The organism is Psychrobacter arcticus 273-4, from assembly GCF_000012305.1.
In the GTDB taxonomy this organism is placed as follows: domain Bacteria; phylum Pseudomonadota; class Gammaproteobacteria; order Pseudomonadales; family Moraxellaceae; genus Psychrobacter; species Psychrobacter arcticus.
The window spans coordinates 742,693-761,793 of the sequence record NC_007204.1; the positions used below are offsets into that span (position 1 = coordinate 742,693).

General features: G+C 42.8%; 15 protein-coding genes. 9 read left to right on the plus strand and 6 right to left on the minus strand.

Annotated features, from left to right (window positions below; genetic code table 11):
* Positions 1-50: 50 nt before the first annotated feature.
* Entirely contained in the window at positions 51-926 is an 876-nt protein-coding gene (locus tag PSYC_RS03280) for a mechanosensitive ion channel family protein (RefSeq protein ID WP_011279913.1), read from the plus strand.
* On the opposite strand, the gene ybeY is transcribed toward PSYC_RS03280, so the two are convergent.
* Both ybeY and PSYC_RS03290 read right to left on the minus strand, forming a co-directional pair.
* Positions 923-1,543, minus strand: coding sequence for an rRNA maturation RNase YbeY (ybeY, locus tag PSYC_RS03285; protein ID WP_011279914.1), 621 nt, complete (start codon positions 1,541-1,543; stop codon positions 923-925). The two genes, PSYC_RS03280 and ybeY, sit on opposite strands and share 4 nt — an antisense overlap.
* 100 nt (positions 1,544-1,643) lie before the next feature.
* Positions 1,644-2,741: a PhoH family protein gene (locus PSYC_RS03290; RefSeq protein WP_264622162.1), complete on the minus strand. Its 1,098-nt coding sequence runs from the start codon at positions 2,739-2,741 to the stop codon at positions 1,644-1,646.
* Positions 2,742-3,544: 803 nt separating this feature from the next.
* Between PSYC_RS03290 and PSYC_RS03295 the strand changes: the two genes are divergently transcribed.
* A complete protein-coding gene (locus PSYC_RS03295; RefSeq protein ID WP_227500368.1) occupies positions 3,545-4,846 on the plus strand; it encodes a UbiH/UbiF/VisC/COQ6 family ubiquinone biosynthesis hydroxylase in 1,302 nt (433 codons plus the stop codon).
* Positions 4,847-5,102: 256 nt separating this feature from the next.
* Complete coding sequence (locus tag PSYC_RS03300) at positions 5,103-6,404, plus strand: FAD-dependent monooxygenase (RefSeq protein WP_011279917.1); 1,302 nt, start codon at positions 5,103-5,105, stop codon at positions 6,402-6,404.
* Positions 6,405-6,408: 4 nt separating this feature from the next.
* On the opposite strand, the gene PSYC_RS03305 is transcribed toward PSYC_RS03300, so the two are convergent.
* From PSYC_RS03305 to nadA, 3 genes are read right to left on the minus strand one after another with little or no spacing between them, the layout of a single operon-like run.
* A complete protein-coding gene (locus PSYC_RS03305) occupies positions 6,409-7,320 on the minus strand; it encodes a lysine exporter LysO family protein (protein WP_011279918.1) in 912 nt (303 codons plus the stop codon).
* 41 nt (positions 7,321-7,361) lie between these two features.
* Positions 7,362-9,251, minus strand: a complete 1,890-nt coding sequence (gene nadB, locus PSYC_RS03310) for an L-aspartate oxidase (RefSeq protein ID WP_011279919.1) — start codon at positions 9,249-9,251, stop codon at positions 7,362-7,364.
* A gap of 1 nt (position 9,252) precedes the next feature.
* Positions 9,253-10,392: a quinolinate synthase NadA gene (gene nadA, locus PSYC_RS03315; RefSeq protein ID WP_011279920.1), complete on the minus strand. Its 1,140-nt coding sequence runs from the start codon at positions 10,390-10,392 to the stop codon at positions 9,253-9,255.
* Positions 10,393-10,664: 272 nt separating this feature from the next.
* Between nadA and PSYC_RS03320 the strand changes: the two genes are divergently transcribed.
* From PSYC_RS03320 to PSYC_RS03340, 4 genes are all read left to right on the plus strand, one after another.
* Positions 10,665-11,759 carry an NUDIX hydrolase gene (locus PSYC_RS03320; RefSeq protein ID WP_011279921.1) on the plus strand — a complete coding sequence of 365 codons (1,095 nt, stop codon included), beginning with the start codon at positions 10,665-10,667 and terminating at the stop codon, positions 11,757-11,759.
* A 176-nt stretch (positions 11,760-11,935) separates the two neighbouring features.
* The gene (gene nadC, locus PSYC_RS03325; RefSeq protein WP_011279922.1) at positions 11,936-12,796 is read left to right on the plus strand and encodes a carboxylating nicotinate-nucleotide diphosphorylase; all 861 of its coding nucleotides are present in this window, start codon (positions 11,936-11,938) and stop codon (positions 12,794-12,796) included.
* A gap of 386 nt (positions 12,797-13,182) precedes the next feature.
* Positions 13,183-13,824, plus strand: a complete 642-nt coding sequence (locus PSYC_RS03330) for a MarC family protein (protein WP_083756030.1) — start codon at positions 13,183-13,185, stop codon at positions 13,822-13,824.
* Positions 13,825-14,154: 330 nt separating this feature from the next.
* A protein-coding gene (locus PSYC_RS03340) for an IS3 family transposase (RefSeq protein WP_187147104.1) occupies positions 14,155-15,242 on the plus strand; the annotation gives its coding sequence in 2 pieces (ribosomal slippage) (positions 14,155-14,407 and positions 14,407-15,242; 1,089 coding nt in all).
* Between the two features lie 170 nt (positions 15,243-15,412).
* On the opposite strand, the gene PSYC_RS03345 is transcribed toward PSYC_RS03340, so the two are convergent.
* A complete protein-coding gene (locus tag PSYC_RS03345; RefSeq protein ID WP_011279926.1) occupies positions 15,413-17,356 on the minus strand; it encodes an acyltransferase family protein in 1,944 nt (647 codons plus the stop codon).
* A gap of 91 nt (positions 17,357-17,447) precedes the next feature.
* Here PSYC_RS03345 and PSYC_RS03355 point away from each other — a divergent pair.
* Positions 17,448-18,535 (plus strand): IS3 family transposase gene (locus PSYC_RS03355; RefSeq protein ID WP_187147104.1). Its coding sequence is split into 2 segments (ribosomal slippage): positions 17,448-17,700 and positions 17,700-18,535, totalling 1,089 coding nucleotides; the frame shifts between segments, so codons are not numbered across the junction.
* A gap of 74 nt (positions 18,536-18,609) precedes the next feature.
* Positions 18,610-19,098 (plus strand): GtrA family protein, encoded by a 489-nt coding sequence (locus tag PSYC_RS03360; protein ID WP_319795829.1) that lies wholly within the window; start codon positions 18,610-18,612, stop codon positions 19,096-19,098.
* The last annotated feature ends 3 nt before the right edge of the window (positions 19,099-19,101 follow it).

A 19,101-nucleotide genomic window follows, 5' to 3' on the forward strand; every position in this document is an offset into this window, starting at 1 on the left:
TTTTTACAGTATTAAATAGATAACACACAGATATAGAGTAAAGAGTTTATATGGAATTTTTAGGTTTTACCCTTGATGTTGCCACCTTAACCAATAACGCTTTGAGCCTTGCTGCCAAAGTTGCGTTAGCGCTGCTAATATTCATTGTAGGGCGCTGGCTTGCCAAAAAAGCGGTGACATTCACGCATAAGATTATGTTGCGCAGTCACTTAGATGATACAGTCGCCAATTTTTTAGGTCGGCTCATCTATGGCATGTTACTAGTGATAGTAGTGTTGGCAGCGCTGAGTAAAGTTGGGGTACAAACCACCTCGGTCGTTGCTATCTTAGGCGGTGCAGCGGTTGCGATTGGTTTATCGCTTAAAGATCAGCTGTCTAATTTTGCAGCGGGCATTATGATTGTCACCTTTCGCCCCTTTGTACGCGGCGACTATGTGCAAATCAGTAGTTATACAGGCACCGTGACAGAAATTACCTTGGTTAATACCCATCTAACGACGATTAATAATCATGATGTTATCATTCCTAATAGTGATATCACCACTTCAGCGGTCATCAATTACACCGCATTGCCCAACCGCCGCGTCGATATCACCGTTGGTATTGGTTATGATGCTGATATCAAAACTGCCAAAGATGTTATGCTAAATTTGGCAATCAGCAATCCGAAGGCGTTTACTGATCCTGCACCGGTTATCCGCGTTACCAACTTGGGCGATAACTCCGTTGATTTAACCTTGAATGTTTGGACAACCAATGATGATTGGTGGTCAATGCAGTGCGATCTATTGGAACAGTTTAAATATGCGCTAGACGATAATAAAATTGATATTCCATTCCCGCAGCGCAATGTCCATGTTAAAGGACTTGACCAGATGATTAATCAAATGGATCAAGCGCAAAAACTGCTAACGAAAAAAGATTAATTATAAGGGTTTGGGATATTGAGCCCTGCCAAAATTTCAATCTCAAAGCGCTCCATCTCATCTTGCTCGGCTTGTCCGAGCTCATGGTCGAAACCGAGCAGGTGCAGTATGCCATGGACTAATAAGTGATTGATATGTTGCACTGCCGCTTTATTTTGCTCTGCTGCTTCACGTACCATGACAGCATGGCAAATGACCAGCTCGCCAAGTGGTAGCGTTGGCATCAGTCCAATAATTGCTGCTGGCAAGTCGCTTGGGTAGGAGAGGATGTTGGTTGCATAGTCTTTTTGCCGTGCTTCCAAATTCAGCTCGCGACCTTCATCCTCATCCGTAATATAAATATCTAACGCTTTAATCTTCTCTTGCCACTGTTCAGTATCGATATCGTCAAAGTACGGCAATATCAGACCTTTTTTTACCCGTTCATCGATATAGTCTAACGTTGCCATCATCACAGATAGCAGCTGCTCACGATGATAAAAGCCATCTAACACCTCGTCATCAATATTGTCACTGGCACTGATATCGAGCGTGTCTAAGCTTTCGCTATCATTAAAATGGTTATTAATATTATCGTCAATATTGTTGTGAGTATCGTTATGGTTGGCTTGGCTCATGCCCTAATCCTTTTATTTCTATGTCAATTAAAAAGTATCTAATAATAAAAAACCGGATATCAAATCCGGTTTTTTTCCAATATGCGTCTATTAAGAGAGATTAAAGTTTGGCTGCGGCACCAGCAACTGCCTGTTTGCGCTCTTGCTCTTTAAGACGCTCAAACTTGCGCTTTTCCTGCAAGGCAAACTGCTCATCATCAAAGACATCATAAGCCTCAACGATTTTTTGTACCAACTGATGGCGCACGACGTCTTTTGAATCGAATTTTGTGATATGAATCTCTTCAATACCACTTAAGATTTCCATCGCTTGTGCCAACCCTGACTTACTGCCACGTGGCAAATCGACCTGTGTAATATCACCGGTAATCACCGCACGTGAGCCAAAGCCTAAACGTGTCAAAAACATCTTCATCTGTTCAGGTGTGGTATTTTGCGCTTCATCTAAAATGACAAATGAGTTATTAAGCGTACGACCACGCATATAAGCAAGTGGGGCAACTTCAATGATTTGCTTCTCAAGCATTTTACCCACTTTTTCGAACCCAAGCATCTCATATAGCGCATCATATAAAGGACGCAAATATGGATCAATCTTTTGGGTTAAATCACCGGGTAAGAAGCCCAGTTTTTCGCCAGCTTCTACCGCAGGACGTACGAGCAAAATACGCTCAATTTCATTGCGCTCAATCATATCAACCGCACAAGCAACCGCGAGATAGGTCTTGCCGGTACCGGCAGGTCCGATACCGAAAGATACATCAGACGATAAAATGTCTCTGACATAACGCTGCTGATTGCCACCGCGTGGGATGATCTTTCCATTACGCGTACGCAAGCTGATAGGTGTAAAATCACTTGGGGCGTCTAAATTTTTCTCTTCATCCACTAATCGCACTGCATCTTCTTCGATATCCTCATCGCGCGAGAGACTCGATTGGATGATGAGGTGTAGCTCTTCTGCACTGATGTCTTTGGTGTTCTGCGCTTCGTCGACCATTTTATAAATAATACGTTCGCCGCGCTCGACACCCAATATATCGCCACTCAGACAAAAATCACCTTGGCGTTGGTTGATTTTAATATCGAGTCGTTGTTGAATGTATTTCATGTGATTGTTGTATTCGCCAAGCACGGTTTTGAGCTGTGCTGGGGTCAAGGATTCAAATTTTATGCGGCGGCTCATGGAGTCAGTCAAGCGATTATCCTTATATTGGTTGCCCGCTGCTATGGTTATTGCTTTTATGCTGCATAGTCAAACGGGCTTCAGAGATAAAATAGTGAGTCGTGCTTTATGTTCTTTGGTTTATTGCTTTTAGTGTAGGGCTTTTAGATAACAGAAAATGACGGCAAAGCAGCGGTTAGTTTAATGAATAGTAAGTTTGATGAATAATAAGTAAATGTCCTGCCTTCATTATGGTAGATAGATTTGAAATTTCAAGCTATATATAGTCGGTGAAAAGTAATATCGATACAACAGGTACTACTGGTGCAAATTTTTCTTGCTTGCTGTGCCTACGCAGACAGAGGCGGCAAAAAATTTACACCAGCAATACGGTAGCGACTTTAAAGTATTTCAACTATAGATGTAAGCACGGCTTTGTTTTTGTATGGTGATTGCAACGATAGACGAAAGCATTCAGCAGTCACACTGAAAGAATTTTTTATAGCTGCTATGGATACCGTCAAGACCACAGAATGATAGGAGATTTGTGGTAATCTATTATCTAGGTGATAACGCTATAGTGAGTTTTAAGTGAAAGAAATACAAACATTATAACGTGCTACTGGTATTAATTTTTCTTGCTTGCTGTGCCTACGCAGACAGAGGCTGCGAATAATTAATTCCAGTAGCACTGTATTCTTTTAAAGGTGCATCTACTATATTAGAAATTTTTTAATATGTTCAAAGAACAATAGATTTTTGAATAAAATAAAATGTTGAGTGAATAACAATCACGTGTAAAAGCGTGCTAAATGGGCGATATAGGAATAATAATGATGCAAACTACTGAAGAAAATCTGTCAAAATCTAACAATATTAAACACGCTGCGATGACTGAGCAGCAGGTACTTATCGCTGGTGGCGGTCATGTCGGTTTGTCTTTTGCTTTATTACTGGCGCATCATGGTATCGCTAGTACTTTGCTTGAAAAGAACAGCTATCCAACCATCAGCCCAAATGATGACCGCACACGCAGTCATTATTTAGACAGCCGCAATACGGCATTGTCACGGCGTACGGTACAGATTTATCAAGAGATTGGACTATGGGATGAGCTACAAAGCCATGCTTGCCGCATTGATGCGGTACAGATTAGTGAGCAAGGTAGCTTTGGGCGCGCACAGTTAAATAAAGCCGATGAACAGGTAGAGTCGTTTGGACAAGTGATGGAAAACGCGTGGCTTGGACGTAAATTGCTGCTTGCTGCCCAGCAAGAGCCGCTGATTACCCTTATTGATAATGCGGATGTGATCGCTGTTAACCAGCAAAGCGATAGTGTGACCCTAAGTTTTAGCTACTATGGTGCAGAAGAGCATGAGCAGCAATTGCAAGCCAGCGTTTTGGTCGCCTGTGATGGTCGTGATTCTACGGTGCGTCAGTTATTAGATATCGGTACCACCAATTACGATTATAAGCAAACAGCTATCGTTGGCGTGGTAGAAACGGATAAACCTCATGAGCATATTGCGATTGAGCGCTTTAGCCCAGCAGGACCACTTGCTGTATTGCCATTGACTGATCCAAAAGGCGACGGCAATGATGACTACCAGACTGGCTTCAGACGTTCAGTCGTTTGGGTCTGTCCGACGGGAGAAGAAACGCAATACTTAGAAGACGATGCGCATTTCTTAGCGACTTTGCAGCAAGCCTTCGGCGCGCGCGCTGGCACGTTTCAGACCGCTGGTCGCCGCGGGGCTTATCCCTTGACACGGGTGCTGGCAGACAAGCAAGTCGACGGTCGCTGCGTCATCATGGGTAATGCTGCACACACTTTACATCCAGTTGCGGGACAAGGGTTTAACCTCTGTATGCGCGATGCTCATGTATTGGCACAGATGATGAGCGCGCAAGTGTTGAAAGGCGCCGATATTGGTGATCCAACACTGCTAAAACGTTATGAAAAAGCCCGTCAAAAGGACCAAAAGCGCGTCATTCGTTTTTGTGATGCAGTCGTTCATGGCTTTACGCATCCAAATCCAGCCGTGAAGCTGGCACGTAATGTCGCCTTGGTTGCCTTTGATAAATTACCGAATATTAAACCGTTCATTGCAAATTATGCGATGGGCTTAAAATCATAGTTCGTATAAGTGCTGTCCATTTAATAATTTTATAAGTTATAGTCGATTTAATTTAAAAACGATGCAGTGCTAATAATATAAATTTTTCTGGTGTGCTGTGCCTGCGCAGACAGAGGCTGCAAAAAATTCATTCCAGTCCCGCTGTATCGTTTTTTATACTGGGCTTACTATATACTAAAGAAATCCAAAAATTCAGCTGTTGCTAACTGCTTCAAATATGAGCGGAGAGCATCAATAGCAATACAAAGGGTGTTTTATGAAAAATAACCATACGCTGATTATTGGTGGCGGTATCGTTGGCGCGACGCTTGCGCTTAAACTGGCACAAGACAATAAGCCCGTGACACTTATTGATGCACGCCCAAAACGTAGCGAGGCAGATTGGCAGCAAGTGCTTGGTCAACGTGATGCGCGTGTTTATGCGCTTAGCCTTGCCAGTATTCATTTGCTAAAAGAGGTTGGCGCTTGGCAAAAGATAGCAGCGTCAGAGCGTAAAGCTGATTACTCACAAATGCAGGTTTGGCAATTGAATGGTATGGGCGAGTTACTGTTTGGCGATAGTGGTGACTCTAATAGCAGTACTGGTAATAGCAATGTTGCTAATAATAATGATAACACTGAGCCAAAAATGCTCGGTAGTATGGTTGAGCCTGCAGTCATTGAGCACGCACTATGGCAGCGTTTATCAGCGCCTGATGTCAGTCAATATCTAACCGTTATCGCTGGGCACAAAGTTGTCGATATGGACTGGCTCGGTGCGACACAAGGCTACCGTGTGACATTAGATAATGGCGATGTGATTGATGCACGCCTCTTGGTTGGTGCTGACGGTCGCGGCTCGTTTGTTCGTAAGCAAGCAGGCATTGAGCTGGATGTTCTTGATTATAATCAAACCGCGATTTGCTGCGCGATTCAAACCGAAAAGCCGCATCTAGCAACTGCTCGTCAAGCCATGCTACCTACTGGGACGTTGGCACTGTTGCCGCTCGCTGATATCACCGATGAAGACAAGGCCAATCCACAGCATTGGCAGTCTATCGTATGGACACTACCACGTAATCAGGCATTGGCATTGGTAGCGGAACACCCGTGCTACATCGCTGATAAATTGGCCGCTGCCAGTCATTATGAGCTTGGTGCTATCCATAAAATAGAATCAATCGCCAGTTTTCCGCTAGCAGCACAGCAGGCAAAAAGCTATGTCGCGGATAATTTGGTATTGATTGGTGATGCGGCGCATGGCGTGCATCCGCTGGCGGGACAAGGACTAAATCTGGGTATGCTTGATGTGAGAGCATTAAGCAAACAATTGGCTCATGATTATAACCGTAGTGGCGGTACGCTTTGGGGTGCCAATCAAACTTTGCGTAGCTATGAGCGTTTGCGTCGTCCGCATAATAGTCTGATGATGCACAGCTTCTCGGCGCTTAACTGGCTGTTTGCTGGCTCGCTGGCTCAGATACGTCCTGTTCAGCAATTACGTAATGAAGGTATGTATCGGGTCAGTAAAATTAAACCTTTAATGCGCCTGTTTGCTAAGCAGGCGAGTGGGGTTTAGGTATCTACCCCAACGCCGAAAACATTACCATCAGCACTGGCGCGACAATATTAATAATAAAGCCAAAGCTAATCGCTAATGGCACCACTTTTAGACCGCCTGATTGCTGAATAATAGGTAAGGTAAAGTCCAAGCTGGTGGCACCGCCAAGTCCGACCGCAGCAGAGGGATATTTACGCATAAAGACGGGGATAAATATCAACGCAAAAAACTCACGTATCAAGTCATTAAACAGCGCCACACTGCCCCAAATCGCCCCATAAGCATCAGTCATCACAATCGCTGATAGCGAATACCAACCAAGTCCTGATGCCAGTGCCATTCCCTTAGTCCAAGAGACATCGCTAAACATCAGTGCAAAGATAAGTCCGCCAACCAATACCGAGAGCGTAAAGATAATACTCATCTCAACGCCGCGTTTATTGAGCAGGACTTCTTTTAAAGTAATGCCCGAGCCTTTTAGTCCGATACCAACCAGCAAGATTAATAGCATTAGCATCACCGTCATGGTATTTTCAGGTGGCATATAGCTGGCTGGCAAGAAGTAGCCGATCACAAAACCTATCACCACACAGATGACTTGGGTAAGGCTGCCGCGAATACTAACGCGATGTTCTTTAGACTTAACACTGGGTTTTTTGGCATGCCACGGACGCAAACGGTCAAACAGCATCAGCCCAAATAATCCAGTTCCAATCGTCAATATCGATAGTATCGTGACATAAAGAGCAATTTCACCTACCTGACTACCAAGCCCTTCAACTTGCGCCAGCTCAATACCAATCAAACCTAAAATAATAAAGACCAAATAAGACAAGCTGTTATCGGCAATTTTGGTCAGGGTTGGATTGGATGGAATGGCAAAGCCAATAAATAGTGGCATTAAAACCAAAACAAGGGTAACTAAGCTTTGCATGGTGAAGGGCTCGCGGCATTTTTTAAAAGGTGTTGTTGATATCAATAAATGATATCACTTATTGGAAGAATAGCTTGGTCTGATAATGGCTCAATCACACTAATGCGAGCAGTGGCTGCTAAGTGAGGATAGTCTGTCCGATAATGTCCACCACGACTTTCAAGGCGCTGATAAGCAGACTGAACAATTAAAGTCGCTAATGGTAGTTGCCTTGCTAATTGGAAAATTATTAGCCTATCAGCCGTCATAGCGTCATTTGGAGTATTTATATTGGACTGGCTTAATTCGATTTTTTCAAGCCACTCTTGCCATTGCTGTATCTGCATCAACATTTGCTCTAATGACTCGGCAGTGCGAGTGATACCCATGTTTGATGTCATCAAAGATTTTAACGCTGTGATTATCTTGGCAGCCTGTTCATCAGTAACGATATTGCTGTCAATATAATCCTCATCACAATAAGATGAATTAAATGCAGGTAAATTAAATGCAGATAAATTAAATGGAGATGCAGTAGCAGAAGGTGGTTTAATCGTTTGAATGTCTTTAAGCGTTGGTGCTGTCCAAACGGTAGGTGCTGCTAAATCCGAGCTATTATAAATGGCAACCGGATCTAAATTCTCTAATGCTTTTAAATAGCGTGGTAAGTCAGTAGCGATATTACGTCCAACCACCACACATTCCAATAATGAGTTACTTGCCAAACGATTTGCCCCATGCAAGCCTGTATAAGCGACTTCACCAGCAGCATAAAGACCGGCGACGTCAGTGACGCCATTGGCATCAGTAACTACGCCACCACAGCTATAGTGAGCCGTTGGTGCAACAGGAATGGGCTCTTTGGTCATATCAATACCAAGTGCTAATAGCGTCTCATAAATTTGCGGAAAATGTTCCTGCAAAAAAACGGCTGGTAAGTGGCTAACATCTAGATACACATAGCCAAGTCCATTATTGTTAATTTGCTCAGCTATCGCACGAGCCACAATATCTCGTGGCGCTAATTCCGCACGTTTATCAATAGCGAGCATAAAGCGCTTGCTAGATTGTGGACAGTACAGGCGACCACCTTCACCGCGTAAAGCTTCTGATATCAAGAAGCTGCTATCATCCAGTGCTAGCCCCGTCGGATGAAATTGGATAAATTCTAAATTTGCCAAGCGACAACCGGCTTGCCACGCCATCATAACGCCATCACCGACACAGACATTGGGCGCGCTAGCTCGTTGAAATAACTGCCCTAAACCGCCACTAGCTAAAACAACGGCGCGACTATGAAAGGTAAGTTGGCGTTGGCTGTTATGGTCAAAAACAAGTGCACCTTGGCACGAGCTATCATTATTTCCTTTTAAAAGTCTTAACGCTTCATGATAGGGCAATAGAGTGATATTAGACGCGACTTGCGCTTTTATCATTAAGGCTTCCATAACGTGGCGACCCGTTGCATCATCAGCATGGGCAACGCGTCTACAGCCATGACCGCCTTCTTTGGTTAGATGCAAATTGGCAGTTTGTAGTTCAGTGACAGGTTTTGCGCTGTGGTTTTGCCCATTATTATCTTGAGGAATCTGGGTAAAGGGTACGCCTTGCTCACATAGCCATTGAACGGCTTGTTGCCCTGCGCTTAAAATAATTGCCGTATTATCCGCTGCACATAATCCTGCACCAGCGATTAGTGTATCAGCGATATGGTCAGCGACTGAGTCATTTTTATCTAAGCTTGCGGCGATACCGCCTTGAGCATAATGGCTTGAGCAGACTTCCAGTGCTGCTTTACTTAATACAGTAATGCTCAGCGACTTTGGCAAAGCAAGCGCGGTACTTAGTCCTGCAAGCCCTGCACCAATGATGAGTACATCTGTCTTTATGACAGCATCAGGATTCTGAGGCACATTACCGTTATCTTCGCCATTCAACTCTAGCGCACTCATATTATGCTGCCCCAACATTTGCAAAAAGCTGACGGTCTTTGACGATATCACCACTTGCCGCTACCCGCTGTTTTTGCGATTCGGCAAAATCAAGCATACGTTGTAATGGTTTTCTCGCTGCGGCTGCTAGCTCAGGCGTCATCAACACTTCACCGCTATTATTAATCAAGCATTGCTCGATACCTTGTAGAGCATTCATCGCCATCCATGGACAAAAAGCACAGCTCTTGCAGCTGGCACTTTCGCCCGCAGTCGGTGCGGCCAAAAAGCGTTTGTTTGGTGAGCGCTTTTGCATTTCGTGCAAGATACCCAAATCAGTTGCGACGATAAAGGTATCGGCATCCATCTCATAGGTAGATTGTAATAGTTTACTGGTCGAGCCAACCACATCGGCAAGCGCAACGACACTGTCTGGAGATTCTGGATGCACCAATACTTTTGCGGTAGGATATTCCGCTTTCAGTTGTTCAAGCTCAGTCGCTTTAAACTCATTATGTACCATACATGAGCCTTGCCAAAGCAGCATATCTGCACCAGTCTCACGAGCGATGTATTTACCCAGGTGTCTATCCGGACCCCAAATAATAGGTTCGCCTTGCGCATGTAGATGACGAACGATATCGATACCGACTGAGGAGGTAACTACCCAATCAGCTCGTGCTTTCACCGCTGCACTGGTATTGGCATAAACCACCACCGTACGCTCAGGATGCGCATCACAAAAGGCAGAAAACTCATCGGCCGGACAGCCCAAATCAAGCGAACACTCCGCTTCCAAGTCTGGCATCAGGACGGTCTTTTCCATACTGAGTATCTTTGCCGACTCGCCCATAAAGCGCACCCCAGCGACTACCAGTGTCTGTGCACTATGCGCCTGCCCAAAGCGTGCCATCTCAAGCGAATCACCAACACAGCCGCCGGTAGCCAATGCCAAATCCTGAATAAAAGGGTCGACGTAGTAGTGCGCGACTAGTACGGCATTGTTATCCTTCAATAGCTGTTTAATACTCTCTTCAACCACTAGTCGTTCTGCACGCGGTAAGTCGGCAGGCATTTTTGCTTTGGCATATTCGATATTCATCTGAGTGGCAATGCGATTGTCAGTACTCATAATCGGCGCGTCATACGGATAATTTTTCATAAGTGCAAACCTTTGATGCAGTAACGACATGTCATCTGCCGCTAAAATTGAGTCAAGTAAATACCGCTAAAAATAAACTGTTTTAATTATGCTCATTTTGAGCATAAATACAAGATATTTTTTATACGTTTATCATTTATGCAGGACTCATTTTGTATAATTACAACCACAAGCTATGATAATCATTGATTCAAGCTATACTGAGCATATGGTCAATGGCTTATCAATTGAGCTTTATTTAACAATTAAAATAAAAGGTAATCATTAACGTCATGACGTTGTCTTATTCACATGCTCATCAACAAGGTAGCGGCACGACGGAAGTTGTCGCAGTGCTGGTTGCGATTACTGAACATACGGCGCGCGTTTTAACCGTTGATCAAGGCAAGCTTTTGCCTAATGGTCCGCTTATGCCGTTGCATCGCTCGTTGCAAGCGGGCGTGCGTCAATGGGTGGAAGAACAAACGCAGCAGCCGCTCGGTTATTTAGAGCAGCTATATACCTTTGTCGATACCAATAGACGCAATGTCGATGGTCATGCATTGGTATATGTCAGCTATTTGGGGTTGGTGCAAGAGACGCAAACGCAGCAGCTACAGAGCCAAGCATTATGGCGTGATTGGTATGATTATTTCCCATGGGAAAATCACCTAGATGGTATGCCGGTTATCATTATGGAACATATCGTACCAGCGTTATTAAGCTGGGCAGATGATGCAAAAGAGACAGAGGTCAAGCAACGTCGCCGTCAGCGTATTGGTTTGTGTTGGGGAGTCAGTGAAACGATTCTGAATAATGCCGCTCAAAATAAAAGCGCACTTTCAAATACAGAGAGCAACAATCAGACAATAAATAACAAAGAATACGAGAATAGAGAATGGATTGCAGAACATGTCCTTCTGCGCTATGAGATGTTGTATGAAGCAGGTCTTATTGCAGAAGCACCGACTTATCCACCAAGCTATTTGTCCAATGCTCAATCTAGCAATGCTCAATCTGGCAAGGCCTTTAAATTACCTAATAACTGGTCACAGCTCATAGGGTCGCCGATGTACTATGACCATCGCCGGGTGATTGCGACTGCTATTTCAAGGTTGCGTGCAAAAATTGAATATCGACCGCTCATTTTTGGATTGATGCCAGATGTATTTACCTTGTCACAGTTGCAGCAAAGCATTGAAGCGTTATCTGGTGTGCGCTTACATAAGCAAAACTTTCGTCGTCTACTTGAGTCGCAAAATCTTGTGCTAGAAACAGGGCAGAGTAGCAGCGCCCAGCGTGGTCGCCCAGCCAAGCTTTATCGTTTTCGCCATGATATTGAACTACAAAGTTTGCTGATGGACAGCAAATTGCCAAAACGTAAATAGCCTCAAAATCTTTATCATTTTCAAACCCTATAAATTTATTGAAACTTTCAATTGGTGAGATGTTCTTGCGAGCCAATGAACTTTACGTTATATTTATGCTCATTTTGAGTTTAAATGAGATTTTTTCACAATATACGCATCTATTAAGTAAAGACACACAGAAATAAGGGCTAAAAATGACAGTTAAACGAGAGCCAGCATTGGCTGAGGTGTTACTTAAACCTTTGGTTGAGTCAGCATTAATGGAAGATTTGGGTAGACGCGGTGATGTCACCTCGCAAGCGACCATTCCAGCTGATATGCAAGCGCAATTACAGATCAAAGCACGCCAAGCTGGCGTGATATGTGGTATGGATTTAGCACGCTTATCTTTTGCTTTGATTGATGAGAAGATTGAGTTTGTTGCTTACATCAATGACGGTGAAACGGTCGAGGCTGGCGCAGTATTAGCAACTGTGCGCGGCAATGCGCGAAATTTGCTGACCGCAGAGCGTACGGCGCTTAACTTTATGACCCATCTTAGTGGTATTGCGACAGACACCAAAAAAATCGTCGATAGTGTTGCAGATTATCCAGCACAAATTACCTGTACCCGTAAAACCATTCCAGGCTTACGTATCGTCCAAAAATATGCCGTACGCTGCGGCGGCGGGCGCAATCATCGCTTGGGATTAGATGATGCGATTTTAATTAAAGACAACCATATTGCTATCGCAGGTGATATTAAAACAGCGATTGAGCAAGCACAACAATTTGCTGGGCATCTGATCCCAATCGAAGTGGAAGTCGATACCTTGGCGCAACTAGAGCAAGCTTTAGATGCTGGCGTCAGCTTGGTACTTTTGGATAACATGGCGCCTGAAGTGTTGTTACAAGCGGTCGCTATGTGTCAAGGTCGCGCCAAAACGGAAGCATCAGGCGGTATCACCCCTGAAACGGTGCAGGCCGTTGCAAAAACTGGCGTTGATTTTATCGCGATGGGATACTTGACTCATAGCACGACGGCACTCGATATCGGTCTTGATTTTAGTGCATAAAATAAGCATTCGATTTTATGGTTTAAATCATTGATGATTTAAAATGTTGGTCATTAGTCTATTAAAAGAGCCTATTGCTATTGAGTGGATACTGATTTGGTTGTACAAGAAAACTCAAACAAAGTAATGATTTAATAGGCTTATCTGCCTATGCTACAATGCCGCTGCTACCGACTATTAGGTCATCGCTATAACAGTAGGGTGACCTTATCTTTTTGCCCAGTTTGACCAATATAGTCGGTGAAAAGTAATATCGATACAACACGTACTACTGGTGCAAATTTTTCTTGCTTGCTGTGCCTACGCAGACAGAGGCTGCAAAAAATTTACACCAGCAATACGGTAGCGACTTTAAAGTATTTCAACTATAGACAAGCGAGCGCTCAGTGAATACTGAAATTATTAAGATAATCTTGGCCTTTATGGTATTGATTAATCCGTTTAGCGCTCTGACGCTATTTTTGGATTCGACCCGCGGTTATTCGATGAATAATCGACGTAAAGTTGCCCGTGTTGCTTGTCTGACGATTTTTATTACCATCAGTTTTTTTACGCTAGCAGGCGAAACGCTTCTCAAAGTCTTGGGTATTTCAATCGGCTCGTTTCAGTTGGCCGGCGGTATCTTGGTGTTTTTAATCGCTCTCAATATGATGAATGGCGATGGTAATCCGGTTAAGCCTGATCAAGAAAACTTCGATGTCGACCATCTGCAAGGTGCGCCGCCAACGATGGCAGCCGCTGTTGTACCGATTGCTATTCCGATGATGATTGGACCGGGTGGTATTTCAACGGTGATTATTTACTCATCACAAGTTTCCGGTATCTTGCAAGTATCCGCCATTTTGATTGCGGGTTTGTTTATTAGTCTATTTTGTTATTTGGCATTGATGGCAGCCGGTCGTATCAGTCGCTTATTGGGTGATACAGGACTCAATATTATGAGTCGAATTATGGGCATGCTACTCGCTGCAGTTGCTATCGAAATTATCATTAACGGGCTCCGCACGCTGTTCCCTGATTTGATGTAGTTTTTTAGACTATAAAACTTATTTGAGCTGAAAATGTCTGTTTTAGCTTTGCTATAAATGCCAAGCCAAATATAGCAAATATGCCGACCAAGGGTATCAAGGATATTCCATGCTTTTGGTTTGATAAATAAAGGCTTTAGTAGCCTTGCGCCATAGCCAAGCGCAAAAAAGAAGAAGAACGAAGCGTTGACCGCACCTACTGCAAAGGCAAGTTTACTACTGGCACCCGTTGAAACCATACCGACCAGTACCAAGGTATGGTAATCCCCCCAATAAATAAGAACACCTAGAAATAGAGATTAACTGCTAAACTACCAGCAGGAGAAACTCATGAAAAAATCACGCTTTAGCGACAACCAAATCGTCAACATCCTCAAACAAGCGGAACAAGGCGTACCTATTGCTGAGCTGTGCCGTGAGCACAATGTCGGCCAAAGCACGTTCTATAACTGGCGTTCAAAGTATGGCGGCATGGATGCCACGCTTATTACCCGTCTTAAAGAGCTTGAGATTGAAAATGCCCGTCTGAAGAAGATGTATGCCGAAGAGCGACTCAAATCAGATATCCTACAGGATGCTATGTCAAAAAAGTGGTAGCGCCGCTTGGGCGCAAAGCATTAGCTAGTCACTATATTAAAGATTATGGCATCAGTATCCGCAGGGCTTGCTTGATCTTTAATATCAGCGTGACCTGCTATTATCATAAGTCTGCGGCTTCTGACGAGAATAAGCAAATAGCTGACTTGCTTATAGAGCTGACCACCCAGAATAAGAACTGGGGCTTTGGGTTGTGCTTCTTAACCCTGCGTAATGTGATTGGACTACCTTACAATCATAAGCGTGTGTATCGCATCTACTGCGAGCTTGAATTAAACCTTAGAATCAAACCTAAGCGCCGTATTAAACGCGTTAAACCCGTACCACTTGCCGTACCTGTAGAACCGAATCAAAGCTGGAGCATGGACTTCATGCATGATGCTTTAACCGATGGCAGGGCATTTAGACTGTTTAATGTCATTGATGATTACAACCGAGAAGCCTTAACGGTTGAGATTGATTTCTCACTACCAGCCCAAAGAGTCATACGTAGCTTAAATCAGCTGATTGAATGTCGAGGTCGCCCTGATCAATTAAGATGTGATAACGGCCCTGAATATATCAGTAATGCGCTCAAAGACTGGGCCTTAGAACAAGGCATTACGATAAGCTATATTGAACCTGGCAATCCACAACAAAACGCCTATGTGGAGCGCTATAATAGAACCATGCGCTATGATTGGCTAAATCAGGAGTTGTTTACATATTTAGATCAAGTCAGAGAGCAAGCTGAAGACTGGTTATACCACTATAATAATGAGCGCCCTAATATGGGTAATGGCGGCTTTACGCCTATACAGAAACTAAACCAGGCAGCTTAATTCTATTGATTAAGTGTCTTATGCTTGGGATGATTACCCTTGCTTGTAGTATGCGATGATTTTGATCTTAAAGTCTAGATTGTAACGCATAAAAATACCCCATAAGTTGTGTCCAACTTATGGGGGTCAGTTCATTTCTCAATAACGTCCTTTTCACTATGTTGCTGAACTCATTTAAAAACTTCATCATAAATAGGCGAAATAACTTCTGAGCCATAGCTACTTAAATGATCATCATCAAAATAAAGTGGAACTCCATCAATATCACCATAACAATATTTACTGTCGCATAGGGAAGGAAGGGGATCTAATACCTTAGCACCACAGCGTTGCACAGCTTTATCTTGCATTTTAAATGCACTCTTTTGGCGTTTTTTATATTCATCAAGTGTTATTTTAATAGATTTATCATTACTATTCAAAACTGAAGACCGAAACATGGTTAATGGTATATCTTCTTTCATTTCAGGCGTTGGTCTTACTAAATAAACAGGGTTATTTTGAGTGAACTCACATATGGTGTTAATCATATGCCCTGTTAAATTCTTCCGATATTCATTGTTCCTTTTACTAAAAACCTTATCGACAAAACGCTCTGGAGGGCTTAAGTGGAAATCTTTATCCTCGTTTAATCCGTATAGATTCTGAGATGTTCTGTTAATGATAATCACTGGAACACCAGGGTACTTTTGTGCTGAAATCTCAATAACATTTGCCACTAATTTGCCACAATTATAATCTGGATTATCCCCATTCTTATTAACTGAATACAATCCTTTTATCGTATTACATGCCGAAAGGCCCATACTTAAAACACTTCCGTTAGCTAAGGCAGCTCTATTACCAATAGAAACCATTTGGGCATTTGCATGACTATCTCCAACAACAATTGCTTTTACTGGACCATCACCGTAAATACAGGCTGGAGAGACTCCATTTTCCACTTTTCCACAAACTGGTTCTCTAGGATTTCTTTTTTGTTGTTCTATTATAGTTATTTTCTCTGTTGACAAGCGATAAGATGTAAGGGCTTCAGACTTTAGAAACAGTACACTACCTAACACTCCTACAATCCCCGCAATATAAACTGGCTTACATTTTAAGTAACTTAAAAAAGTAGGAAAACTTCTTTTAAAATTAATTTTCTCAACATACTTGTAACTTAAAAAGCCAAGCAATACTGACAGTACCATACCTATATAAATATAATGATCAGGCAGGGAGAATGTATAGATAGCAACCACAAATGGCCAATGCCAAAGGTAGATTGAATAAGACCACGCCCCTAACTTCTGAAAGACGATATTGCCTGTAATGATGCTATCGTTGCGTTGTGCTTGGATAATAAGAAATGAACCTAGGACAGGGAATAGCGCTAAATAACCTGGCCACAGATTTTCTGCTGAAATTAAGAAGTAAGAGGCAATAACTAATATCAAGCCTGTCCACTCTACAAACTTCTTTCTGTTTTCTTGTAGTGTAAAAGGGTAAAGGTAGGCAATTCCACCCAGCATCATCTCCCATGCTCTAGTAGGAAACAGGTAGTAAGCGGCATTAGGTGACTGATAGGTTGCAATAGCAGAGAATATAAAGCCAAGTACGGTGCCAACTATGAGTAACGATTTTAGGGTTTTTATAGATAGAAATTTACGTAAAGCTAGAAGCACCAACGGGTAGATGATATAAAACTGCCACTCTACCGATAATGACCAGGTATGTAACAGCCATTTCTCATGAGAAGCTGCATCGAAATATCTAGCCTCTCGCCAATAAACAAAATTAGATAAGAAGCCTACACTGCTCGCAGCATGCTTACCTAACGCCTTGTATTCTAATGGTGTGAGATAAAACCAGCCAAAGACCAACAACACCAAGCAAAGCAATGCTAAAGCAGGAATAATTCTATTGGCTCGAGCAACATAAAAATTAAGAACTGAGAAATTATCTTGCTCCATCCCTCTAAATATAATCCCAGTCATTAAAAAACCTGAAATAACAAAAAAGACATCAACCCCAGAAAAGCCACCAGGCATCCAAGAAGCGTTGAAATGGAATAGCACAACAGCGATGACGGCAAGTGCTCTAAGGCCGTTAATATCTTTTCTAAACTTCATAAGAAATCTGTCCAAAGGGTGGTAATCCCCCCAATAAATAAGAACACCTAGAAATAGAGATTAACTGCTAAACTACCAGCAGGAGAAACTCATGAAAAAATCACGCTTTAGCGACAACCAAATCGTCAACATCCTCAAACAAGCGGAACAAGGCGTACCTATTGCTGAGCTGTGCCGTGAGCACAATGTCGGCCAAAGCACGTTCTATAACTGGCGTTCAAAGTATGGCGGCATGGATGCCACGCTTATTACCCGTCTTAAAGAGCTTGAGATTGAAAATGCCCGTCTGAAGAAGATGTATGCCGAAGAGCGACTCAAATCAGATATCCTACAGGATGCTATGTCAAAAAAGTGGTAGCGCCGCTTGGGCGCAAAGCATTAGCTAGTCACTATATTAAAGATTATGGCATCAGTATCCGCAGGGCTTGCTTGATCTTTAATATCAGCGTGACCTGCTATTATCATAAGTCTGCGGCTTCTGACGAGAATAAGCAAATAGCTGACTTGCTTATAGAGCTGACCACCCAGAATAAGAACTGGGGCTTTGGGTTGTGCTTCTTAACCCTGCGTAATGTGATTGGACTACCTTACAATCATAAGCGTGTGTATCGCATCTACTGCGAGCTTGAATTAAACCTTAGAATCAAACCTAAGCGCCGTATTAAACGCGTTAAACCCGTACCACTTGCCGTACCTGTAGAACCGAATCAAAGCTGGAGCATGGACTTCATGCATGATGCTTTAACCGATGGCAGGGCATTTAGACTGTTTAATGTCATTGATGATTACAACCGAGAAGCCTTAACGGTTGAGATTGATTTCTCACTACCAGCCCAAAGAGTCATACGTAGCTTAAATCAGCTGATTGAATGTCGAGGTCGCCCTGATCAATTAAGATGTGATAACGGCCCTGAATATATCAGTAATGCGCTCAAAGACTGGGCCTTAGAACAAGGCATTACGATAAGCTATATTGAACCTGGCAATCCACAACAAAACGCCTATGTGGAGCGCTATAATAGAACCATGCGCTATGATTGGCTAAATCAGGAGTTGTTTACATATTTAGATCAAGTCAGAGAGCAAGCTGAAGACTGGTTATACCACTATAATAATGAGCGCCCTAATATGGGTAATGGCGGCTTTACGCCTATACAGAAACTAAACCAGGCAGCTTAATTCTATTGATTAAGTGTCTTATGCTTGGGATGATTACCGGGTGAATATGAAATTGTTGTAGTATACTTGATAGTATGGTATTTGTAAGCGAATATATAGCTCGTATTACTTCAGTGTCTTATGCTTGGGAGGGTTACCATAATCCGATAGTAATTAGAAAGCTTTGTGATACAATCACGATATTTTTCATACACAGTGTAGATTTAATGCTCAAATTATTTGGCCGATATTTCTCTATTGGAATATTAAACACTGCAATCCATTGGATGGTTTTTGCCGTATTAGTCTTATTTTTAGATAGATCACAAGCCATGGCTAATTTCACCGCATTTTGTGTAGCTGTTACATTTAGCTTTTTTGCCAACTCTAAATGGACTTTTAAAGCCAGCGCAACCTTATCTCGTTATCTTATTTTTGTTGTATTTATGGGATTTATCGCCGTAATCCTAGGTTATATAGCAGATACAATAAAATTACCAGGTTTAGTTACTTTAGTGTCTTTTTCTATCATTAGTTTGTTTCTTGGTTTTATATATTCCCATTTTATCGTTTTTAAAGAGTAAAAA